Source organism: Clostridium sp. Marseille-Q5894 (genome assembly GCF_946902305.1).
GTDB lineage: Bacteria > Bacillota_I > Bacilli_A > Erysipelotrichales > Coprobacillaceae > Thomasclavelia.
This window is the reverse complement of record NZ_CAMPPT010000003.1, coordinates 319,837-343,065: the sequence shown is the minus strand read 5'-3', so window position 1 is coordinate 343,065 and position 23,229 is coordinate 319,837. Positions and strand designations below refer to the sequence as shown.

Here is a 23,229-nt window from a genome sequence, read left to right as displayed (position 1 = left end):
TACCAAAAAGGATGAAAGGCATTTAAAATGCACTATCACCCAGGTGGACAAAATTTATTTTGTCCCTTTTTTATTAATACTGATTTTAAATATTGGATAGAGTTGAGCGATGCTTTAAATAATCAAAATTGTGATAAAGAATATTTAACAAATGTAATTTTAAATCTTTTTGTTGATGAAATTCCTAAGCCGCTAGACACGGAAACCTTCTTAGCAATCAGACAATTTTTTGAAGGTAATGTTGAACAAAAAGATAGTAAAGAAAATAATATTGAATTAGATAAACAAGTAAGGATATATGATTTTAAAATAGATGGAGATTACTTTATTGCTGCATTTTTACAATATTATCAGATTGATTTATTAAAAAGTGATATGCACTGGTTTAAATTTTTAGCTTTATTTCATGGTTTAGGAGATTGTGAATTGAAACAAAGAATGTATTATCGAGGTATAAATATTTCAAGTATAGCTGATAAAAAAGAAAGATCTAGGATCAGAAAAATTCAAAATAAATTAAGACTTGAAAAAACTGCAATTAGTGATGAAATTATAGGACAAGCTTTATGGTAAAACGAATAATAAAAATACCAGCAATGCGAAAAGATTGGTTTACATGTAAAAAATGTCATAAAAAATTACTGTTATTTAATGATATTGCTAATTCTACTGGAATCTTTATTAAATGTAAAAAATGTGGATATGAAAATGAAATAAAAATAAAAGATGGAAAAGTAATTTAATAGAGCCAATGAGCCATTACATTTCCTTATTAAAGGAGATGGTTATATGGGTGATAAAAATGAATTAAAAGAAGTAGAAAACAGCTTAGAAAAAAGTGAAAAAAAAGCAAATAAACTTGATGAGATATTGACTAAAATGGTTTATCAAGTTGCAAAACTTATAAATAATGTAGCTAAAGGAATAGATATAGTAAGTCAAAAAGTTTCAAATGGTTTAAGTAAATCAATGCAAGGTATTGAATCAATAACCAGAAGTGTATTTTCAAAAGTTACAAGCTTTATTAAAAATTCAATTGATAATGCAGTACTAGATTCGAATAAATCAGTAGATCAACTAAGCACTAATGTAAATAAAGTAACATCTTCAATAGCTAAAAAAGATACTTTAAAAACAAAATTAAAATCAATTGGTGAAGGGGCATTAAGTGCTGGCAAAGCAATTGCTAGCCTGTCAAGTTCATTATTTGCAATGACAAAAAATGGAGTTGAGGCAGTTTTAAAAATGGGTGGCCCATTTGAACAGTTACCAGGTAAACTAACAACTATTGAAACAGGTGTAAAAACTTTGGGAGTAACAATGCTTTCTGGTTTACAGGAACCACTTAATGGAATTGCTGATTTTGGAATTCAGGCAGTAAATGAATTACAAGAATCCTTAGAAAAAGATGGATTAGAGGGGATGTTAGCTACAGGTTCTAATTTAATAGGACAAATGATGAATGGTATTAGTGAAGCGATGCCGGAAATTATTAAAACGATAGGCGATTTGTTAATATTGCTCTGTGAATCTATTGATGAACAGGCAGGGCAGTTGACCCAAAGTGGTTTTAGTATTTTATCGCAAATATTACTTGGTTTAATAGAAAATATACCAATGTTAGCACAAACGGCATTAACAGTAATCCTAGCATTAATTAACGGCTTTGCCCAGCAATTACCGATATTGATACCAGCTGCTTTTGATATGATCATGACCCTTGTTCAAGGTTTAATTGAAAATTTGCCGTTAGTTCTTGAAACGGGAATGAACTTATTAGATAGTTTGGTGACAGGAATTTTCGAAGCTCTGCCAAATTTGTTGGAGAGAGTTCCTGAAATTATTGCTCAGTTTATTGCGGTTTTAATAGAAAAAGGTCCCGAATTGTTAGAGAGTGGAAAACAAATTTTAGGAAAAATTGTCGAGGGAATTAGTAGTATTGTTGGGAATTTAATTAATACGGCTTTAGAGTTGATGGGAAATTTCATGATGACAATTAGTCAAATTGACTGGTATAAATTAGGGTATGATGTGATGATGTTTATTCTTAATGGTCTTAGTAGTTTATTAAATAATATTAAAGAAACAGCAAAAACAATTGCCTCAAAAATTATAGATACTATTAAAAATACTGATTGGCTTGAATTAGGTAAAAATATAATAAGTGGTATAGCTGACGGTTTTACAAAAGGGATAACAGGATTGATTAAAATAGTTAAAAAAGCGTGTACTGGAGTTTTTGATGCTATTACTGATTTCTTTGATATTTTCTCTCCTTCTCATAAAATGCGTGACGAAATTGGAAAATATTTACCTAGCGGGATTGCTGTTGGTTTTGAATTAGCAATGCCTTTAGCTACAAAAGATATGATCAATGCTGCTGATTCAGGATTTAGAAAACTTAAACAATCAGCTATGACATCTAATTCTTGGTTTACAGATGATTTATCTTTAGCTTTTAGTCGGGATAATAGCATTAATGAAGAAATAATTGATTATGATAAATTAGCAGCCAGCATGTCTAAAATTAAAATGGATGTGTATATGGATAAAACAGAAGTTGGTAAAATAATTACTCCAACGATAGACGTAGAATTAGCTAGAGAAACTAATAGAAAGGGGCGACATGGGGCATGATAGATTTGATCTTATATCAAAGTGATGAAATTGAAGAAAAGAAATATTCTTTAAAAGATGATTTTAAAATGCGAATCTTAAGTTATAACATTGGGACACCTGAAGTAATTACTAATATCATTGCTATTCCATATTCCAACAATTACATTGATTTAACAGAAGTGTATGGAAAGCCAACCTATCAGCAAAGAACGATTACTGTTAATGTTGATAGTATAGAAAAAACTGAGATATGGCATCAATATATTGATAAATTATATAATTTGTTTCATGGAAAAAGAGTAAAAGCAGTTATTACTAGTGATAGTGAATATTATTATGAGGGAAGAATGACAATTGAATTAGATAATAGAGATGATAATCTAGTTAATAAAATTACTATTAAAATTATTGCTAACCCGTTTAAAAAACATTATTTAAATGATGAGGATGAAAGATTATGATTGTTAAATTATTATGTGATGAATATGTAATTCATGATTCATCTAGTTATGATCATCGCTGTATTAAACTAGATTTAAAACAAAAAGTAAATACATCAAATACTTTAATTTTTACACTTCTTCCTACTCATCCACATTACAATAAAATTAACAAATTAGTCTCAGTATTGAAATTAATCGAAATAAATCAAGATGGCCAAGAATTAATGTTTAAAGGAAGAGTAATCGATAGTTCTGATACAATTGATGGAATAAGAACTTATACTTGTGAAGGAGTATTAGGTTATTTAAATGATACGATTCAACCATTGATGGTTTATGAAGATGTATCTGTTGAAACTTATTTAAAAAGCAGACTAGATAGACATAACCAGATGGTCGAGGAGAACAAACGAATTTATATCGGAAATATTATTGATAATAATATTCTTATCAATAATAAAGATAGTAAAAGAATGACAACAATGAATAGTATTCAAGATATTTTAATTGATCAGTATGGTGGATATTTGTCAATTAGAGAAGAAAATAATAAAAATTATCTTGATTATACATATAATTACAATTACTTAAATTCCCAAGAAATAAAATTCAAAAAAAATATTCTAGATTTAGAACAATATATTACATCAGTTGATTTAATAACGGCACTAATTCCATTAGGAAAAAAAGATCAAGAAACAGATTTACCAATTACTATAGAAAGTGTAAATAATGATAAAGATTATATTTTTGATGAAGATGCAGTATTAAAGTATGGCTGGATATATAGTACTAGAGAATATGAAAATATAAGTAGTCCGCAAGTCTTATTAGAAAAAGCTAAACAGGATTTATCACAACTTACCAAATTGTCATTGTCATTAACAATTACAGCAATTGATTTGTCGCTAGTAGAAGTTGATATTGAAAAAATTAGATTAGGAGATAATTTGAAATGTATTTCCAAAGAGCATAAACTAGATGATTATTTCTTATGCATAGTTTTAGAAAAAGATTATCTTGATTTATCGAATTCTAAAATAACTTTAGATAAAACAATTGCGACAAGCTCTGATATTGCAGTTACCACTAATCGTGATATATCACGAGTTAATAATAGTGTAAATTTAAATACACAGCTTTTTCAAGAAATGATCAATGAAAAAGTAGAGTCAATTAATGGGAATAATGGTGGCTTTGTATATACTAAAACAGATAGTTTTGGGAAACCACGAGCTACATATTATATGGATAATGATGATATAAGTGAAGCAAAAAATATTTTGAGAATTGATAATAAGGGCATAGCTTTTAGTAATCAGGGAAAAGATGGACCATTTGATATTGCCTGGGGAATAGATACGAAATTAGATGCTTCATTTATTAAAAAAGGAATTCTAAAAGATATTGTTATTGAGTGCATTGATGGAACTATTGGTGGCTGGGAGGTTACAAATAAGGGATTACAATGTATTAGTAATTATCAAATGAATGCAAAATCAGGAAGTTTAAAATTTAATTTGAATAGTAATTCTTCTAAAATATTAGACTGGTCTATTACAACAGATGATAATAATTATCAAAACGGATATTTAAAACCAGATATTTTGAGTATAGAAAACATTGAAACTAAGAAGATCGTTACTAATAAAATTTATCAAAGTGAATTACAAGAAAAACAAAATATAGATTTATTTAATAAAGGTTTAGAAGAAGTAATCAAAACTGACATATATACTTATACCCAAGATAATGAACAACAAATAGGATTTCTAATTGGTGATGATTATAGATTATCAAATAAATTAGTTACTTTTGATGGTAATAGTATAAATATTATTAATGCACTTGCTGTTGCTTATAAAGCAATCCAAGAACTAAATGAAAAAATAGAAGGAGGAATGAGCCAATGATCGTTTCAACAATTACACAGCAGGGATATGATCTTACATGTGATATTAATGATATTCCAGCTCAGTTTAGCGGGAATATTGAATTTAAGTTTATAAAAGATAGTAAATATGAAAGTTATGTTGCCATACCCCATTATAAATATTTAAGTAATCGTTTTTTAGAAAATAATCGTGATACAAAAACATTTCAGTTAAAAATCACTGATGGAATATTTAAATTACCACCACAAGCATTTGAACTTGATGGTTATGTAGCGATTGCATTTTCGTTATCTAATGGAGATGAAACAATTCAGACAAATCCAATTGTATATAAAATTTGTGCAACAGCAGGTAGTGGCAATATTTTACCTGAAGAAAATACATGGCAGGATATGGTAATAAAAGTAACAAGTGATTATATTGATTTAAATGTAAAAAATACTGTCAATGAGTTAATTTCTACATCAACTAGCCATCAAGAACAAGTAACTAATCTAGTTGAACAAGCTACACTCCAACAGGATGAAATATCTTCAGCATTGACAAATTCAATAAATGCTACAAATGAGGCTAAAAAAGCTACAGTTACTGCTCTAAGTGTAACAAATGAAGCACGAACAGCAGTAACTAATGCTACTCAAGCGACACAAAGTGCTAATGAAGCAGCTAATAGTGTTGTAATTATTAGAAATGGAACTACAACGCCTACATCTTCATTAGGAAAAAGTGGAGACTATTATATCAATACTACTAATGGTGATTTTTATTTAAAAAACACCTCATCATGGAATAAACAATTTAATATGATTGCTTTAGATCAAATAACTGAAATAAAAGATGCATTTAATTCTATCACCTCATTAACAAAACAATTATTTTTACTAATGCATCCTGTAGGTTGTATTTATATAAGTACGTCATCAACATCTCCACAAACAACATTTGGCGGTACGTGGGTTAGATGGGGTAATGGACGTGTCCCAGTTGGTGTTGACACAACAGATACTGATTTTGATACAGTAGAAAAAATGGCAGGTGCTAAAGATGCAGATTTAAGAGCGTTAATTGGTGCAACAGGAAATAATGGTAATAGATTAGGATATTATGCTCAAAATCCTGTACCAGGCTATACTACCTATTCAATAAATATACAAGCAAATACAGTTTCTAATGCCAATGTAAATCATAGTACGCTTGTAGTAGAATCAAATGGAAACATCCCAACTCGACTTCAACCTTATATAACATGTTATATGTGGAAAAGAACTGCATAGTAAAGGATGTGTCATTTTGAAAAGAATAAACTTATTAATTAGATTTAAAAACCCAATTTTTATCATTCAATTAATATTAGCAGTATTAACACCTATATTGGCTTATGCTGGATTAAAAGCGGAGGATCTAACTACTTGGGATACATTATTAAAAGTTTTGATAGATGCTCTAGGTAATCCTTATGTTTTAAGTTTAGTTTTTGTTAGTGTATGGAATGCAATCAATGATCCGACAACACCAGGGATAACTGATAATAGAGGCAGAAGCGTAGATGAAAATAGCGATTAATTGTGGGCACACATTAAATGGACCAGGCTCAGGGACTATTGGCTTCATTAATGAAAGTTTAGAAACGAGAAATGTTGGAAAGATATTAGTGGAATTATTAAAGAATAGTGGTAATGAAGTTATTGACTGTACAGTAGATAAAGCAGATACACAAAATGCGTATCTTAGTGAATGTGTGAGATTATCAAATCAACAAGATTTAGATTATTTTATTTCAATTCATTTTAATGCTGGTGGTGGAAAAGGAACTGAAATATATACATATAAATGTAATGAATACCCAGAAGCATTAAATATATGCAAAAATATTTCAACATTAGGATTTAATAATCGTGGTATCAAAGATGGATCTAATTTGTATGTAATAAGAAAAACAAAAGCCAAAAGCATGTTAATTGAAGTATGTTTTGTTGATAGTGACGATGCTGATAGATATTTAGATATAGGGGTCACTAAGATTGCAAAGGCAATTTATGATGGTATTATTTGTAATAATCAAACTAAAACAGAGTATGATGGATGGATTGCAAGATTGCAAAAAGAGTTAAATAATCAATTTCATTATAATATGGCTGAAAACGGTTTAAATAGTTCTATGCTTTTAGATCTGTGTCCAACTATCAAAATTAATGCGCGTGGTAATATTACAAAGTTGATTCAGGAGAGATTGAATAGTGTAGGCTTTAATTTGGAAGAAGATGGTATTTTTGGACAAAAGACTAAAAGAGCAATCATAGTGTTTCAACAAAATAGAAATTTACAGCAAGATGGAATAGTTGGTAAAAATACATGGTATTATTTATTAAGTGGAAAGAAATATTAAATTGAGCTATAATAAAATAAATTAAAAGACAATGAGTCAGTTTAATATGGCTGAAAACATTGTCTTTTTTAACACAATTAGACTAAGAAAACAATCAATCTAATTAAGCAGCTTATTATAATGCATTTAAGTGTCTTTGTATAATTATTGATTTTTTATTGAAAAACTGTTTTAAATATATTAAAAACAAATGAAGCACTAATGAATGTTGGAATAATTTGTAATAAAAAAAGAGATTTCAAAAACTACGATAATTTATTAGTAATATAAGAAATCTCTTTTTACATTTATCCTAGAGTAAAAAAAGAAATTATATTGGTGTAGGCTATTCTAAATTAGATTTATAGCTAATGCAATAGCAATACTTGCAACAATATCACTAATATAATGAACTCCAGAAAGAATTCTTGCAATAGTAATAGCAATTGATAAAGCTGATAATAATAATCCCATATTTGGTCCATATCTTAGTACTGCTAAAGCAATTGACACAGAGGCAGCAACATGGATACTAGGAAAAGAATGTCCTGTTTTTCTACTACCGTCAATTGGTTTAAAATCGTATTTTTCAGTAGGTCTTTTACGATCAATAATAACTCTAAGAATTAATGTGATACAAACAACACATATTGGTTCAGCAGCTAATATCAGTAAATTATTTGGGCGATTTAGATACATTTTAAGTAAAAATAATAAGTAAAAAATGACCATCATATATGGGCAAAATCTTGATGCAAAGTGAGTACAAGATTTTATAAATGAATGTTGCCACATAAATCTATTTATACCTGTGTAAAAATTTTTCATAGTTTACCTCCAATGAAGATATATAACTATTATACTCTATTTGTTAGTTTAAACAATTGTGGAATTAAATATTAATTGAAAAATTATAATATCATTGATGGTTTTAAAGATAAAATTATGATATTATTTAAGAATAAGATAATTATAAAAAGGAGGAGGAATTAAATGTATCGAAAATTAAATTTAGGAATAATATTACTAATAGTTAATTTTTTAGTAATAGGAAGTTTTGCATTAATGCCAGTTAATGCTCAAGACGAAGAATTAGATACTTCTTTATTAGAAGATCATGAAGGAGGATTAGTTGACTATACTGAAATGTATGGTTTAGAAAGAGATGAACAAGATTCAATTACATATAATAGTAGTTTAAGATCTAGTACTATTCAAGAAAATAATTATATTGCTATACTAGTGGAATTTCCAGATATGACAAGTACAGATTTGGACGATGCTTCGACTTTAAATAAAGCAAATGCATTGATGAATACAGGTAACGCAAGTATGCAAATTCCAATAGGACAAGTACCGGTAATTTCAATGAAAGAATATGTTGAAAAATATACATATAATAAAATGACTACAACAACTCATTTTTTTCCTCAAAATACTAATGGAAAAGTAGTGTCTGTAATGCTTTCAAATAATAGAGGTTATTATATGAAAAAGAGTACTAGTAATCCTAATGGATATACAGCTAGTCAGGCAGCCCAAAGGGAGAGGGAATTGGTAAATGAGATTCTTACTAAATCAAAAGAAAGTATAGAAAGAGTACTTTCCGCAAGTGACATTGATAAAAATAATGATGGGTGTGTTGATGCAATTTCATTTTTCTTAGAAGGAAATAAGGTAACTGAAGATAAAGTAGAGTGGTCAGATTTATTATGGTCGCATAAAATTAGTGGAATGAACCTTAGTGTTAAATTACATAATAAAACGGTCGATACATATAATTTAATTAATACATATGATAGTAATTCTGAATGTGGTGTCTTCTCATTAAATCAAGGAACTTATGGTACTATAATTCATGAATATATGCATATTTTGGGTCTACCTGATTTATATCGTTATAACGATAGTGGTGTCCCTGTAGGTTTTTATGATCTTATGGCGACTACAACAAGTTATAGTCCACAAGGAATGTTAGCATACATGACAAGTGAGTATAATAATTTAGGATGGAACAATGAATTACAAACGATAACCAATTCTACCACAGTTACTTTAAATCGGCCACAATATACGAATCCGAGTGAAAAAAGAGCTGTTAAAGTATACTCTCCTTATAATGATAAAGAATTTTTTGTTATAGAATATTATGAAAAACAAAATAATGTTTACCCAGAGGTGACAACTAATAGTGATGGTTTAGTTGTCTACCGTATAAATACAGGAGTAAATGAAGCGGATGGAAATGTTTCAGGAACAAGTACGGGGCTAAAAGACTATTTATATGTTTTTAGACCTGGAGAAACAGGATTGGGTAAAGGTGGCGGCGACTTAAATAATGCAGTACTAACAAAAAATAGTCGTAGTACTTTTGGAAAAGCTATTGGGACAACTAGCGGCTGGGATAATAATACATTGTTTTATAGTGATGGAAGTAATAGTGGAATTGTGATCAATGTTACCGGAAGTGATAGTAATAGCATTACATTTAACGTTACCGTTCCTGGTTCAACTGTTCCAATAACAGGAGTTTCATTAAACAAAACAGCAGTGACGTTAGCACCAAATCAAACAGAAACATTACAGGCAACGATTCTGCCAACAAATACAACGGAAAGTAAAACATTGACATGGACAACAAGTAACAGTAGTGTAGCAACAGTAAGTGCAGGAAGAGTTACAGCAAAAAGTGCTGGAACAGCAACAATTACTGTAAGAACAAGTAATGGAAAAACAGCAAGTTGTAGAGTAACAGTTTCTAATGATATTCCAATAACGAGTGTATCTTTAAATAAAACAACAGTGACGTCGATTCCAAATCAAACAGAAACATTACAGGCAACGATTCTGCCATCAAACACAACAGAAAGTAAAACACTAACATGGACAACGAGTAACAGCAGTGTGGCAACAGTAAGTGCAGGAAGAGTTACAGCAAAAAGTGCAGGAACGGCAACAATTACTGTAAGAACAAGCAATGGAAAAACAGCAAGCTGTAGAGTAACGGTTTCTAAACCATCTGTAACATATCAAACTCATATTGAAGATATTGGCTGGCAGGATCTGCGAAGTAATGGTACGACTTCAGGAACAACAATGCAGTCAAAGAGATTAGAAGCAATTAGAATAAATATTACTAATAATATTGAAGGTATTCAATATCGAAGTCATATTCAGGATATCGGCTGGCAGAGCTGGCAAAGTAATGGAGCAATCTCAGGAACAAGTGGACAATCAAAAAGAATGGAAGCTATTGAGATAAAGTTAACCGGTCAAATGGCTAATTACTATGATATATATTATCGAGTACATGCCCAGGAATTTGGCTGGTTAGATTGGGCCAAAAATGGTGAATCAGCAGGAACAGCAGGATATAGTTATCGTCTAGAAGCAATCCAGATTGTACTGGTAGAAAAAGGAGGAGAAGCACCAGGAGCAACAACAAGACCATTTGTACAGCATTATGTAAGTTATAGTACACATGTACAAGATATTGGTTGGCAAGAAGCAAAATATGATGGAGAAGTTTCAGGAACAAGCGGACAGTCAAAAAGAATAGAAGGAATAACAATAGCATTAGAAAATCCGCTTTATTCAGGTTCAATACAATATCGAAGTCATGTTCAAGATATCGGATGGCAGAGCTGGCAAAGTAATGGAGCAATATCAGGAACAGTAGGACAATCAAAGAGATTGGAAGCAATACAAATAAGATTGACTGGAGAAATGGCAAATAAATATGATATTTATTATCGAGCACATGTAGAAGACTATGGATGGCTAGGCTGGGCTAAAAACGGTGCTAGTGCAGGAACAATAGGATTGTCAAAACGTTTAGAGGCAATTGAGATAAAATTAGTGGAAAAATAGTATTTTTAAGGGAGTCATTTAGACTTCCTTATTTTAAATTTTTTCCCATACTATGTTAATCATATAGTTTAACTAGTAATTTTGAGTCAATATGCTATAATTTTACTGGGATAATAAGAGGAGGTTGATGATGAACAGAAAATTAAAAAGATTATTTATCTCATTAGTTGTTTTAACTATGAGTTTTTCTATTAGGATGCCATTAAATAATGTATCAGCTGAAGAAAGCACAAAAGATGAAGAATTTGTTGCTGGTGATACATTAAGAGATGATGAAGTTGTAACTACAATGGATGAGAATGGTAATGTATATTTGCTAGATGATGTTGAAGAAAATATGCCTAAGAGTAATAACTCTAAAAAAGTTCAAAGTCGTAGTATTGAAAGAATTACTAACTCATCTACAGCTGTAGTTAATTTTAGAATTTATAGCTCTGCTAGTACTAATACTTCATATTATGAAGATGGAACAAACAGAGAAGGCTATACAAATGGCTATTATGCTGCTGATGGAGCCTTTTTGGGATATGATAATGAAACAAATCCTACAAAAGTTAAATTTATGCAGGCAGGTGTAATTGGCTGGGTTGATGTTAATAAAGTAGAGGTATTAAATTATACTGATTCTAAAGTTAATACATTAAGTAAGTATTATGTAAAAAATGGTAAATTATATCACGGAATTTCTACAAATTTATCAAATAGTGGCTATAGCTCGTCATTGGATGCAGGAACTGCACCATCGTATTTAAAAGAGGGCTATGATTATTATAGTTATGATGGTCATTATTTTTATGAAGGCAGTACAGCAGCAAGCTATGCTAAAATGTTAGATGATTATCGAAATAACAGAAGAACAAATGCGGTTAATAGTTCTTCACCATATTATAATTATTATCAATATTTATCCCACCGTAGTATAACTACATATAGTGCAGATGAATTGAATAAGGCTATATCAGCATTAGTTGGTGCATCTGAAAATTCATATGGAAGAACTTCGAAATTAAGAAATTTAGGAGAATGTTTTATTTCGAATCAAAATGAATATGGAACAAATGCATTATTAATGTTGGCGGTAGCTGCAAATGAAAGTGCATGGGGTTGTAGTAATATTGCAGATCAAAAGAATAATTTATTTGGTCACGCTGCATATGACAGTGATCCAAACGGAAGTGCAAATGGCTATTCTTCTGTTGAATATAGTGTATATTATCATTCCGCAATGTTTATATCTAAAGGTTATTTAGATCCTGTAACTGATAGCCGTTATTATGGAGCTAATTTAGGTGATAAAGCAAGTGGTTTAAATGTTAAATATGCTTCAGATCCATATTGGGGAGAAAAAGGAGCTGCTATTTGTTGGCGAATTGATGAGTATTTAGGATCAAAAGATGCATCAAAATATACGATTGCAATAAAAGATACATTAAATAATAATCATTCTATTATTAACATAAAAAGTGATGCAAGCAGTGGTTCAAAAACATTATACTCTACATATCCTGTAAGTTCTAAAAGCACATATAGTAGTTATGCTCCTTCAAATTATCCATTTATTGTTTTAAAAAATGGAGATAAAAATAACTATTACAAAATTCAATCTGATGGAGCAGTTAATAGTGATCGTACAGGAATAATTCAAAATCCAAGTCAATCAGAATATGATTTTGATAAAGATTATGGATATATTCCAAAATCAAGTGTAACAATAGTATGTACAGGTAGTGATTCATCAAGCAATGTAACAAATACTGAAAATACCACAGGACAACCAACAGGTAAAGGCGATAATGAACCAACTTTATATTATTCAGCTAATAGTCAAAGTGTTGGCTGGTTAGATGAGGTAAATGAACCTAATACAGCAGGGACTACAGGACGTTCATTAGACTTATATCAAATCAAGATGAATTTAAAGAATGTAGTTAAGTCAGCAGTATTATCAGGGCAAGTATATAGCAATGGTTCATGGCTGAATTATGATAAGATCACTTCTTCTACTGTTATTGGAAATGCAAATTCAGCATTACAATTAGTTAATTTTAATTTGAATAATCAAGCAGGTTATAAATTACAATATCGAGTTCATAGTGCGGATATTGGCTGGCAGGCATGGACTGATCAAGGAAATAATGCTGGAACAGTTGGAAAGAATATTCAAGCAATTGATTTTAGATTGGTAAAAGATAGTTCTATTGTTTATAGTCCATCAATTTATTATCAAGCACATGTTAGTGAAAAAGGCTGGCTGGACTATGTTGGAGATAGTCAGATTGCAGGAATGATCGGAGAATCGTTATCATTAGAAGCGTTTAAAATCGGAATTGATAATTTAGGTGATTATCAATTAACTATAAAAACCTATGATAAAGTAAATGGCTGGGTGACGAGAAATGATGTTAATGATGAAACAATCAATGGAACAGAAGGAGAATCATTACCATTACAAGCAATTAATGTCGTTTTAACAGATAATAATTCAGGATATATTTTACAATATCGTACTTATTTATCTAATCTTGGTTGGACAGAATGGACTAATCAAGGAGAAAATAGTGGTGATACTTCAGGTAATGAACAAATAGAAGCAGTTATGTTTAGACTTGTTCAAAGCAATGAACCAGTAAGCGTATCACTTAATAAAACGAGTTTAAATCTTTATGTTAGTAGTAGTGAAAATCTTATAGCCACTATTACTCCTGAAAATGTTACAAATAAAACATTAACATGGACAACAAGTAACAGCAGTGTGGCAACAGTAAGTGCAGGAAGAGTTACAGCAAAAAGTGCTGGAACGGCAACAATTACTGTAAGAACAAGCAATGGAAAAACAGCAAGCTGTAGAGTAACGGTTTCTAAACCATCTGTAACATATCAAACTCATATTGAAGATATTGGCTGGCAGGATCTGCGAAGTAATGGTACGACTTCAGGAACAACAATGCAGTCAAAGAGATTAGAAGCAATTAGAATAAATATTACTAATAATATTGAAGGTATTCAATATCGAAGTCATATTCAGGATATCGGCTGGCAGAGCTGGCAAAGTAATGGAGCAATCTCAGGAACAAGTGGACAATCAAAAAGAATGGAAGCTATTGAGATAAAGTTAACCGGTCAAATGGCTAATTACTATGATATATATTATCGAGTACATGCCCAGGAATTTGGCTGGTTAGATTGGGCCAAAAATGGTGAATCAGCAGGAACAGCAGGATATAGTTATCGTCTAGAAGCGATCCAGATTGTACTGGTAGAAAAAGGTGGAGAAGCACCAGGAGCAACAACAAGACCATTTGTACAGCACTATGTAAGTTATAGTACACATGTACAGGATATCGGCTGGCAAGAAGCAAAATATGATGGAGAAGTATCAGGAACAAGCGGGCAGTCAAAAAGAATAGAAGGAATAACAATAGCATTAGAAAATCCTAATTATTCAGGATCGATTCAATATCGAAGTCATGTACAAGATATTGGCTGGCAGAGCTGGCAAAGTAATGGAGCAATCTCAGGAACAGTAGGACAATCAAAGAGATTGGAAGCAATACAAATAAGATTGACTGGAGAAATGGCAAATAAATATGATATTTATTATCGAGCACATGTAGAAGACTATGGATGGCTAGGCTGGGCTAAAAACGGTGCTAGTGCAGGAACAGAAGGTCTATTAAAACGATTAGAAGCAATTCAAATTGTATTAGTGGAAAAAGGTGGCAAAGCTCCAGGAAGTACAGAAAATAGTTTTATAATAAAATAAAAGTAAGATGACAAGTAGTCGACTTGTCATCTTTTTATGTATTATATATCTAGGGTGAAATGTAATTGTTAATGGTTAATAATAACTGTAAGTTTCATGCAGTAATAAATTAATAAAATTTAAAGTAGGATAGTGATTATAACGAAGAATCGAATAATTGGAAAATGAGAAAAATAAATATTTTTGATAAACACATAAATATATTAAACATAAAAGTTAATATGATCAAAGTATACAAATTAAAGTAAGTAAATTAAAATATTAAGATATTGAAAAAGGTTACAAAAGGAAGATAAATAAACAAAGTATATTAAAATTTATCAAGGTTTTCTAAAAATTGAAAATACTATAAACAAGGGAAAATTATTGTTAATTTATAGTAACTAAAAGAATTAGTATAAAGAATAACTAGTAGAGGATAAATTAATTATCTGAGTTATTATTGTAAATACATGGTGATGTAAAAGGATAGAAGATTAGTTTTTTGCATTATTTAATTTATAAAAATACAATATTAAATATTTTTCATATATAGTATATGATAAAATGATAATAGGAGGTGAAAAATGAAAAAGTTATTGAGTATAGTTATAACACTTGTATTAATTTTTACTACCATAGTTAGTAATATTTATGCTCTTGAATCAGATTCAAAAGATAATGACAGTGTTGTAACAGAAGAGCAGGAAACTGAGTCGAAAATGGGACAAGATAATAATACAGAGTCACAAGATACGAATGAAAATGTTGAAAAAACGAATGAGCAGGATATCGTACTACCAAAGATCACATATTCAACACATGTACAGGATATAGGTTGGCAATCATATGTTGAAGCCGGAAAGGCAGCAGGAACAAGTGGAAAGTCTAAAAGATTAGAGGCTATTAAAATAAAATTAGATTCAGGTAGTTTATCAGGTGGAATTAGTTATTCAACACATATTCAAAACATTGGTTGGAGTAACTATGTAAGTAATGATGTAACTAGTGGAACAATAGGAAAAAGTCTTCGACTTGAAGCAATTAAAATTAAACTGACTGGTGAAATAAGTAATTATTATGATATTTATTATCGAGTTCATATTCAAAATTATGGCTGGTTAGATTGGGCATGTAATGGTAAAGCAGCTGGCAGCCAAGCATATGCTTATCGTATGGAAGCAATTGAAATACAACTTGTTAAAAAGGGCGATACACCACCGGGATCAACAAATATCTCGTTTAGATCACCAGGTAATATTTATTACTCAACACATGTAGAGGATTTAGGTTGGTTGAAAAATGTTGGTGATGGAGCCACTTCAGGAACTGTTGGAAAATCAAAAAGAGTAGAGGGTATAAGAATAAATATATCTGATTTACCATATGAGGTAAACGTTGAGTATAGTAGTCACATCCAAAATATTGGGTGGCAAGATTATAGAAGCAATGAAACTTTAAGTGGTACAGTTGGCCAAAAGTTAAGATTAGAAGCCATTAAAATAAGACTAGTTGGTGGAGTGTCTAATTATTATGACGTATATTATCGCGTTCATGTTCAAGAATTAGGTTGGTTAGATTGGGCTAAAAATGATGAAAAAGCAGGAACTGAAACATTTAGCTATAGAATAGAGGCAATAGAAATAAAGCTGATAGAAAAAAATAATCCTGCTCCAGGTAATACTAGTCGTCCATTTGTTGGAATGGGAAATGTCAATTATGTTTCTTATGTGCAGGGATATGGTTGGATGGATTTAAAAACAAATGGAAATACGAGTGGTACAATTAATCAAAAAAGAAGAATAGAAGCTTTAAAAATTAGTCTAGGCGAAAATAATTATAGTGGTAATATTGAATATAGTGGTCATATTCAGGATTATGGCTGGTTAGACTATGTTTCTGATGGAGAAATTTGTGGAATTGCAGGAAGTTCAAAAAGAGTAGAAGCAATAAAAATCAAATTAACAGGAGAAATTTCTAACTATTATGATATATATTATCGAGTTCATGTCCAAGAGTTGGGTTGGTTGGACTGGGCTAAAAATGATCAAGTTGCTGGTACTGTTGGTGGAAGTTTTAGGATAGAAGCAATCGAAGTTAAATTATGTCCTAAGGGTGTCAGTATTTTAAATAATGGGATGAGAAGATCTGTTTCATTTATAGAAAAAAACGGATATAAAATATGTTATGATGCAAATGGAAGATTATATGAAGATGCAGAAGGTTTATTGGGTGTGCGTTCTTCCTATGTGTTAAGAGTTAATAAAGGAAGTAATGTTGTGACAGTATTAACTCAAGATGGTACTGGTGAATATACTATAGCATTTAAAAGATTTGTGTGTTCTGTTGGTAATGATACTCCTATAGGAACATTTTATACGCCGGCAAAATATCGTTGGAGAGAGTTGATGGGACCAAGTTATGGACAATATTCAACAAGGATTGTAGGCGGTATATTGTTTCATTCAGTACCATATAATAAGATGAACATATATACTTTGTCACCTAGAATGTATAATCAACTTGGAACAACGTGTTCACATGGTTGTGTAAGATTAACATGTGGAGATGCTAAATGGATTTATGATAACTGTGCTCTTGGTACAAGAGTTGATATTGTTATAGGTGGAAATGATCCATTGAGTAAACCTAGTGCTCAAAAATTACCACTTAATCAGACTTGGGATCCTACAGATCCAAATATCTAAAATTATAATTGTTTATGATGAATTAGACAATTGCATTTTAAACCAAGTTTAATAGCAATAAAAATATTGAACAAGTAAAGGAGTTATTAATATTTTACTTGTTCTTTATTTATATAAAGAATAAAATTGATAGATAAAAATTTATCTTTTATGCCTTGGGTAATAAAAAAGTATTTCTAATTTGAAAACTACATTCTGTTATTTATAAAATTGAGTTGGAATTTAGATTTATATTTATGGTTTAATGTCAAATAGATGTAACCAAGCGATAAAAGATAGAAATAATTAAGATAATAGGGTATAATTGTTCTATGAATGTCGAGGTGAGATTATGAATAGAAAAATAATGCCATTTATGTTATTTGCAATAGAAATAGTGATGTATTATTTTATCTGTTTATATTTTAATATGGACAACGATTTGATTTTAGGTTCAGGAACATTATATTTTTTATTCTTATTTATTTATGGGCACTATTCTTTAAATACTTGTTTGATATGGAATGAGATCAAACAGTTAGTAAAATCAAGTTTTTGTTTTTTTATTGCACTATTAGTACTTGTACCTAAATCAACAGGATACGAAAGAAGAATTCATTTAACTTTAATGGTTGTTTCAATGTTCTTGATTAGTTTATTAGCTTCGAGATTTTTAAGAATAGCATTTAGAGAACAATTTGCACGGAGAACATTAGTTATTGGCACAGGATATGAAGCAGCTAGATTGGGTAAAATTTCTAATAATAATCGTTTTGCTTTAACAGATGTTAAAGGATATGTAGATGTAAATAAAACTAATGAATTATATGGCTTTAAACAAGATAATATTATTAAGCATAGCCATGTTTATGACTATAGTAAAATAGATGAAGCTATTAATAATTTAAAAATAGAGCAGATAATTATTGCTTTACCAGAAGCAAATCAACAAGTATTGGATAAAGTGATGAGTGATATCTACGGTAAAGTAGAAGCTGTTAAATACTTGCCAAATGTAAACGGAACAATGACTTTTTCATCAGAAGTACAAGATTTTGATGGGCAATTATTAATTGCCACATCAAATGATAAAATGTCTTTATTGGATCGAATGTTTAAACGCTTTATTGATATTATAGTAGGAATAGTTGGTGTTACTACGTTGGTACCACTGGTAATGTTTGTTAAATATAAATACATAAAAAGTGGAGATAATGATAATATAATATTTTCACAAGAGAGAATTGGTAAAAATGGTAAATTAATAAAAATATATAAATTTAGATCAATGGTTCCAAATGCTGAAGATGCGTTGGAAAAAATGATGGCAGAAGATCCAAAGATCAAAGAAGAGTATTTGACTAATAAGAAATTAAAAAACGATCCTAGAATTACTGAAGTAGGGCATTTTTTAAGAAAAACATCTTTAGATGAATGGCCACAATTTATAAATGTATTAAAAGGTGAAATGAGTTTTATAGGGCCTAGACCATATCTTCCTCGTGAAAAAGATGATATGGGGCAATACTATGATTCAATTATTCAACTTAAACCAGGTATTACGGGAATGTGGCAGGCTAATGGTAGAAGTGATGTGGAATTTAGTTATAGATGTAAGTTAGACGATTATTATTATCATAATTGGTCTATTTGGTTAGATTTTACAATTATGTATAAAACTGTTAAAAGTGTAGTATATGGAAAAGGATCGTTGTAAAAGGAGAAATAATTAAGATATGATAGAAACAAAGGTTTTAGTGAAAAATGGCGAATTTATTAGTAGTGAAAATATTATAGAAAATGGTGATTTTTGGGAATTTACTAATAATGATCCTCAAATATACATAAGATTAAATGAATCTATTAAAGGAATTAGATTAAACTTTAGAGGTATGGATGCAGTTGAAGATTTTTTTGATGCAATAGTATATTATAGAAATTTTAATGAAATATTCAAAGAAGAAAATAAAGTGCATTTTAAGTTAAATACTAAGATAGATAGTATTCATGAAATCCATTTTTTTAATGAAATTAATGAAATAAGACTTGACATACACGACCTAAATGCAAAGATGAAAATTGATACAATAAATATTGAACCTTTAACTAATCAAGATACTATACTAACATGTTTAAAGAAAAATATAAATGAAAATACTACAGATGATAAGATAGTGATATTGACTCACAACTTAACCGGTACAGGGGCACCTATATTAGCATATAATATTGCTAAAAAAATGAAGAATATAGGTAAAGAGGTTGTTGTTTTAGCAGGGCATCATAATGTTAGTTTTTTAACAAAAAAATATGCGGAAGCTAAAATACCTATAATTTACTTAGATAATAATAATTATAATTATTCTAATATATATGAATGTTTAAATTATAATGGAATAAAGTATCTGACAGGAATCGAATATGTACAAGCAATATTAGAGATGTTAAGAAATGATGGTTATTCAAAAGTCATTACTAATACTGTTGTTGGTGGGGAATATGTAAGAGTATTAAAAGATTATGATTTTAAAATTATATCTTTAATTCATGAAATGAAAACTACAATAGAATTATATAATTTTTATAATTATGGAAAAGAAGTATCAAGATATTCAGATTATATTGTATTTCCTGACGAAATAGTTGCTGATGATTTTAAAAAATTATTTCTTGAAATTGTTGGAAAATGTTTGATTAGACCACAAGGCGTATATCTGGAAAGTGATATAAAAATGCAAGAAAATGATTTTAGTAAGTATGGATTTACTATAAATGATTATATTATTATGAATTCAGGAACATGTGAGTTAAGAAAGGGAATTGATTTATTTATTTCAGCAGCATCTATTTTAAAAAAAATATGTTCAAAAGAAATTCATTTTGTTTGGACAGGAAATTTTGGTAATAACTGGGAACTTGAAGGGTGGATGTACAATCAGATAGAAAGAGCTGGATTAACAGAATGTATGCATATTATCCCATTTATAGAGAATCAAGATAAATATAAGAGTCTTTTATCTAATATAAATATTTTTTGGTCTACCTCTAGAGAAGATCCCTTTCCATCTGTTGTATTAGAAGCATTAAATTATAATATTCCTGTTGTTGGTTTTAAAAATGCAGGTGGAATTAACACAATGCTTGCAGATAATCGGGGATATTTAATAGAAAATTTTAATGTTTTTGAGATGGCTGAAATATCAAAAAATATTATTGAAAATAAATTATGTATTAATGATGAAGAAAGAAGGAATGAATTTCTAAAATATTTAGAATTTAATAAATATATAGATTTTTTAGTTGAATTAACAACACACCCTGGATTAATAAAACCTGATTATGATTTTTATAAATGGAAAAAATGCGAAACAAAACATTATTACGAGTTACAGTTACCAAATAAGAGTTATAATGAAAAATGCATTGAATTAGATAACGCAATTAAAAAGAAAAAGTGGAAACGTTTATCATTAAATAAAGAGGTGGTTTTATTAGATACAGGTATTGGGTCTGATAATGTTGGTGATGAAATAATAATGTCGTATTGTCAAAATATCTGTGAAGATGTTTTAAAAAAATCAAATTTCTTACATATACCAACTCATATTTATGATAAAAAATCAGAACATATAGAAGATGATTTAAAAATTTTATGCGGAACAAATTTAATATATAAAAGAATGGAAGATTCGAGACAGCTCGCTTTTCCAAGTGATATTAAAGTAATGAATAATATATGTTTGTTGGGTGTTGGTATGCAAAGTATAGATTTAGAACATGACATGAGTGAATATAGTAAAAAATTATTAAAATATATGTTAAATCCTAAAATTATTCATTCTGTGCGTGATGATGAAACAAAAAAAGCGTTAGAGAATATTGGTATAAAGAACGTTATAAATACTAGTTGTCCAACAATGTGGGCATTGACTCCTGAACATTGTAAGAAAATATCATCAAAAAAATCAGACATAGTAGTTACCACAGTGACTGATTACATGAAAGATCCTGATAAAGATGTTAAAATGCTTGAAATATTAAAAAATAATTATGCTGAAGTATATATATGGATACAAGGACAATATGATTACGAATATTTGGAATCAATTGTTGATTTAAGGGAGTTTAAAATAATTCCACCATCTTTAGTTGAGTTGGATAAAGTACTAAAAAAAGACAATGTGGAATACATTGGGACAAGATTGCATGCTGGAATTAGAAGTTTAAATTATTTAAATAGGAGCTTGATTATTTCTATAGATAATCGTGCAAGAGCGATATCTAAAGATACAAATTTACCAGTAATTGAAAGAAATGATATTGAAAATATCTTAGAACAATGGATAAATAGTGAACATGAGACAAGTATTTCTTTACCGGAAGAAAATATTAAGTCATGGAAAAAACAATTCAAAAAATTATTCTGAATTGCAAGTAGAAGTGGAAATAAGATATAAAACTCTAATCTCTATAGAAAATAGTATTTTTAGTTATACAAATTTCAGCTAATTTTTTTAAGAATGGCTGTTCAGCAGGAAGATATTTCAAGTATCTTCCTTTTATTTGCTATTGTATTGATATCAATTGAAATGTCTTATAAAATCATTATGGTTTTTATTTGATGTTCTATCACATGAATAATAATGTCTTCAAAAATAAACTTTTGTATGGTTTTTCTTTGATTCAAGCTTTTTCTCCACATCCCTCCATCTGACAAATCACTTTCATTATCAAATGAAATGAATCTGAATATTTTCTAAAAACCATTGCCATAGAACTTATAAATTTTGTAGATTTGCATATAAACTTTTTTAGAAGATTTGGAACTATAATAAAATCTTATTTTTCTTTCAATCAGGGTCGAATAAGTGTCATTCTAGCATCTTTTGTATCAACCACTCTAAGGTTTTTCAGTAACGGAAGTTTCCCTCTGTCTTTTGGAAATATAGGTTCTTTTTAGTTTTTCTTCTCAGCATTTTAGACAGATTGATAGGCTTTATCGATACTCTTCCTTCGTATATGTAATTATAGAAAATCTGAGTAGAAATAATTTCCATATTCTTAATTCTGTCCCTTTTCATGAAGATAAAGTAATTAATGGTTTCATCGACAGAAGAAAGTCTGTTTGATTTTATACCATCTTTAACAAGTTCAGAATGTTAGGAATTTTATGATTTTTAGATCTTTTTTCAAAGGCAGCCTAAAGTATATTCATTAATATGAGTATTTCTAACAGTATAGTAGCATATCGAATAGACATTAGAGATAGAAGTACCAACAGAATTAGCCAAATGTCTAATGAATTGAGTTTGCCAGTGTTATCCTTAAGATCTTTATATTTGGCATTGACTGATTAAGACTATTGATGATAAATTTATAGTGAAAAAATTGAAGATGTTTATTTTCATATTTTTGTGATATAATATAGATGTTCATAGAGATCTCCTTTATAAAGTGTAGTAACGATATAATACGATTTCTATGAACGTTTTTCATGTAAAAATTTAAAAGAAGATAAGGGGTAAAAACAAAAGTAAATATTGACTAGCCAAGCTTTACTTTGTCTTAATTCCAGTTTCATTTTACAACTTGCGATAAAAAAATAGTG

General features: G+C 29.5%; 14 protein-coding genes. 13 read left to right on the top strand and 1 reads right to left on the bottom strand.

All coding sequences use genetic code 11. The features are described from left to right. Positions 1-27: 27 nt before the first annotated feature. From OC535_RS07080 to OC535_RS07045, 8 genes are read left to right on the top strand one after another with little or no spacing between them, the layout of a single operon-like run. Entirely contained in the window at positions 28-573 is a 546-nt protein-coding gene (locus tag OC535_RS07080; RefSeq protein WP_498823485.1) for a Gp15 family bacteriophage protein, read from the top strand. Beyond that, entirely contained in the window at positions 567-743 is a 177-nt protein-coding gene (locus tag OC535_RS07075; RefSeq protein ID WP_155855643.1) for a hypothetical protein, read from the top strand. Before OC535_RS07080 ends, OC535_RS07075 begins: the two co-directional genes overlap by 7 nt. Before the next feature lie 46 nt (positions 744-789). Continuing rightward, on the top strand, positions 790-2,637 hold the full coding sequence (locus OC535_RS07070) for a phage tail protein (protein WP_498823484.1): 1,848 nt from the start codon (positions 790-792) through the stop codon (positions 2,635-2,637). Beyond that, positions 2,634-3,080 (top strand): hypothetical protein, encoded by a 447-nt coding sequence (locus OC535_RS07065; protein WP_498823483.1) that lies wholly within the window; start codon positions 2,634-2,636, stop codon positions 3,078-3,080. The genes OC535_RS07070 and OC535_RS07065 overlap by 4 nt, the downstream gene beginning before the upstream one ends. Then, positions 3,077-4,975 carry a phage tail protein gene (locus OC535_RS07060; RefSeq protein ID WP_498823482.1) on the top strand — a complete coding sequence of 633 codons (1,899 nt, stop codon included), beginning with the start codon at positions 3,077-3,079 and terminating at the stop codon, positions 4,973-4,975. Before OC535_RS07065 ends, OC535_RS07060 begins: the two co-directional genes overlap by 4 nt. Beyond that, positions 4,972-6,231 (top strand): phage baseplate protein, encoded by a 1,260-nt coding sequence (locus OC535_RS07055; protein ID WP_024722462.1) that lies wholly within the window; start codon positions 4,972-4,974, stop codon positions 6,229-6,231. Before OC535_RS07060 ends, OC535_RS07055 begins: the two co-directional genes overlap by 4 nt. A 16-nt stretch (positions 6,232-6,247) precedes the next feature. After that, positions 6,248-6,520, top strand: coding sequence for a phage holin (locus OC535_RS07050; protein ID WP_498823481.1), 273 nt, complete (start codon positions 6,248-6,250; stop codon positions 6,518-6,520). Then, positions 6,504-7,343 (top strand): N-acetylmuramoyl-L-alanine amidase, encoded by an 840-nt coding sequence (locus tag OC535_RS07045; protein WP_498823480.1) that lies wholly within the window; start codon positions 6,504-6,506, stop codon positions 7,341-7,343. The genes OC535_RS07050 and OC535_RS07045 overlap by 17 nt, the downstream gene beginning before the upstream one ends. A 330-nt stretch (positions 7,344-7,673) precedes the next feature. Here OC535_RS07045 and OC535_RS07040 read toward each other — a convergent pair whose 3' ends face one another. After that, positions 7,674-8,150: a phosphatase PAP2 family protein gene (locus OC535_RS07040; RefSeq protein ID WP_024722465.1), complete on the bottom strand. Its 477-nt coding sequence runs from the start codon at positions 8,148-8,150 to the stop codon at positions 7,674-7,676. Between the two features lie 165 nt (positions 8,151-8,315). Here OC535_RS07040 and OC535_RS07035 point away from each other — a divergent pair, with 165 nt between their 5' ends. The 5 genes from OC535_RS07035 (at position 8,316) to OC535_RS07015 (ending at position 22,048) form a co-directional block, all read left to right on the top strand. Next, positions 8,316-11,192: an Ig-like domain-containing protein gene (locus OC535_RS07035; RefSeq protein ID WP_498823479.1), complete on the top strand. Its 2,877-nt coding sequence runs from the start codon at positions 8,316-8,318 to the stop codon at positions 11,190-11,192. 130 nt (positions 11,193-11,322) lie between these two features. Continuing rightward, entirely contained in the window at positions 11,323-14,955 is a 3,633-nt protein-coding gene (locus OC535_RS07030) for a glucosaminidase domain-containing protein (protein WP_498823478.1), read from the top strand. Positions 14,956-15,521: 566 nt separating this feature from the next. After that, positions 15,522-17,642: a L,D-transpeptidase family protein gene (locus tag OC535_RS07025; protein ID WP_498823477.1), complete on the top strand. Its 2,121-nt coding sequence runs from the start codon at positions 15,522-15,524 to the stop codon at positions 17,640-17,642. Positions 17,643-17,973: 331 nt separating this feature from the next. After that, entirely contained in the window at positions 17,974-19,338 is a 1,365-nt protein-coding gene (locus OC535_RS07020; RefSeq protein WP_024721964.1) for an exopolysaccharide biosynthesis polyprenyl glycosylphosphotransferase, read from the top strand. Positions 19,339-19,357: 19 nt separating this feature from the next. After that, complete coding sequence (locus OC535_RS07015; RefSeq protein ID WP_498823476.1) at positions 19,358-22,048, top strand: glycosyltransferase; 2,691 nt, start codon at positions 19,358-19,360, stop codon at positions 22,046-22,048. Positions 22,049-23,229 lie beyond the last annotated feature (1,181 nt).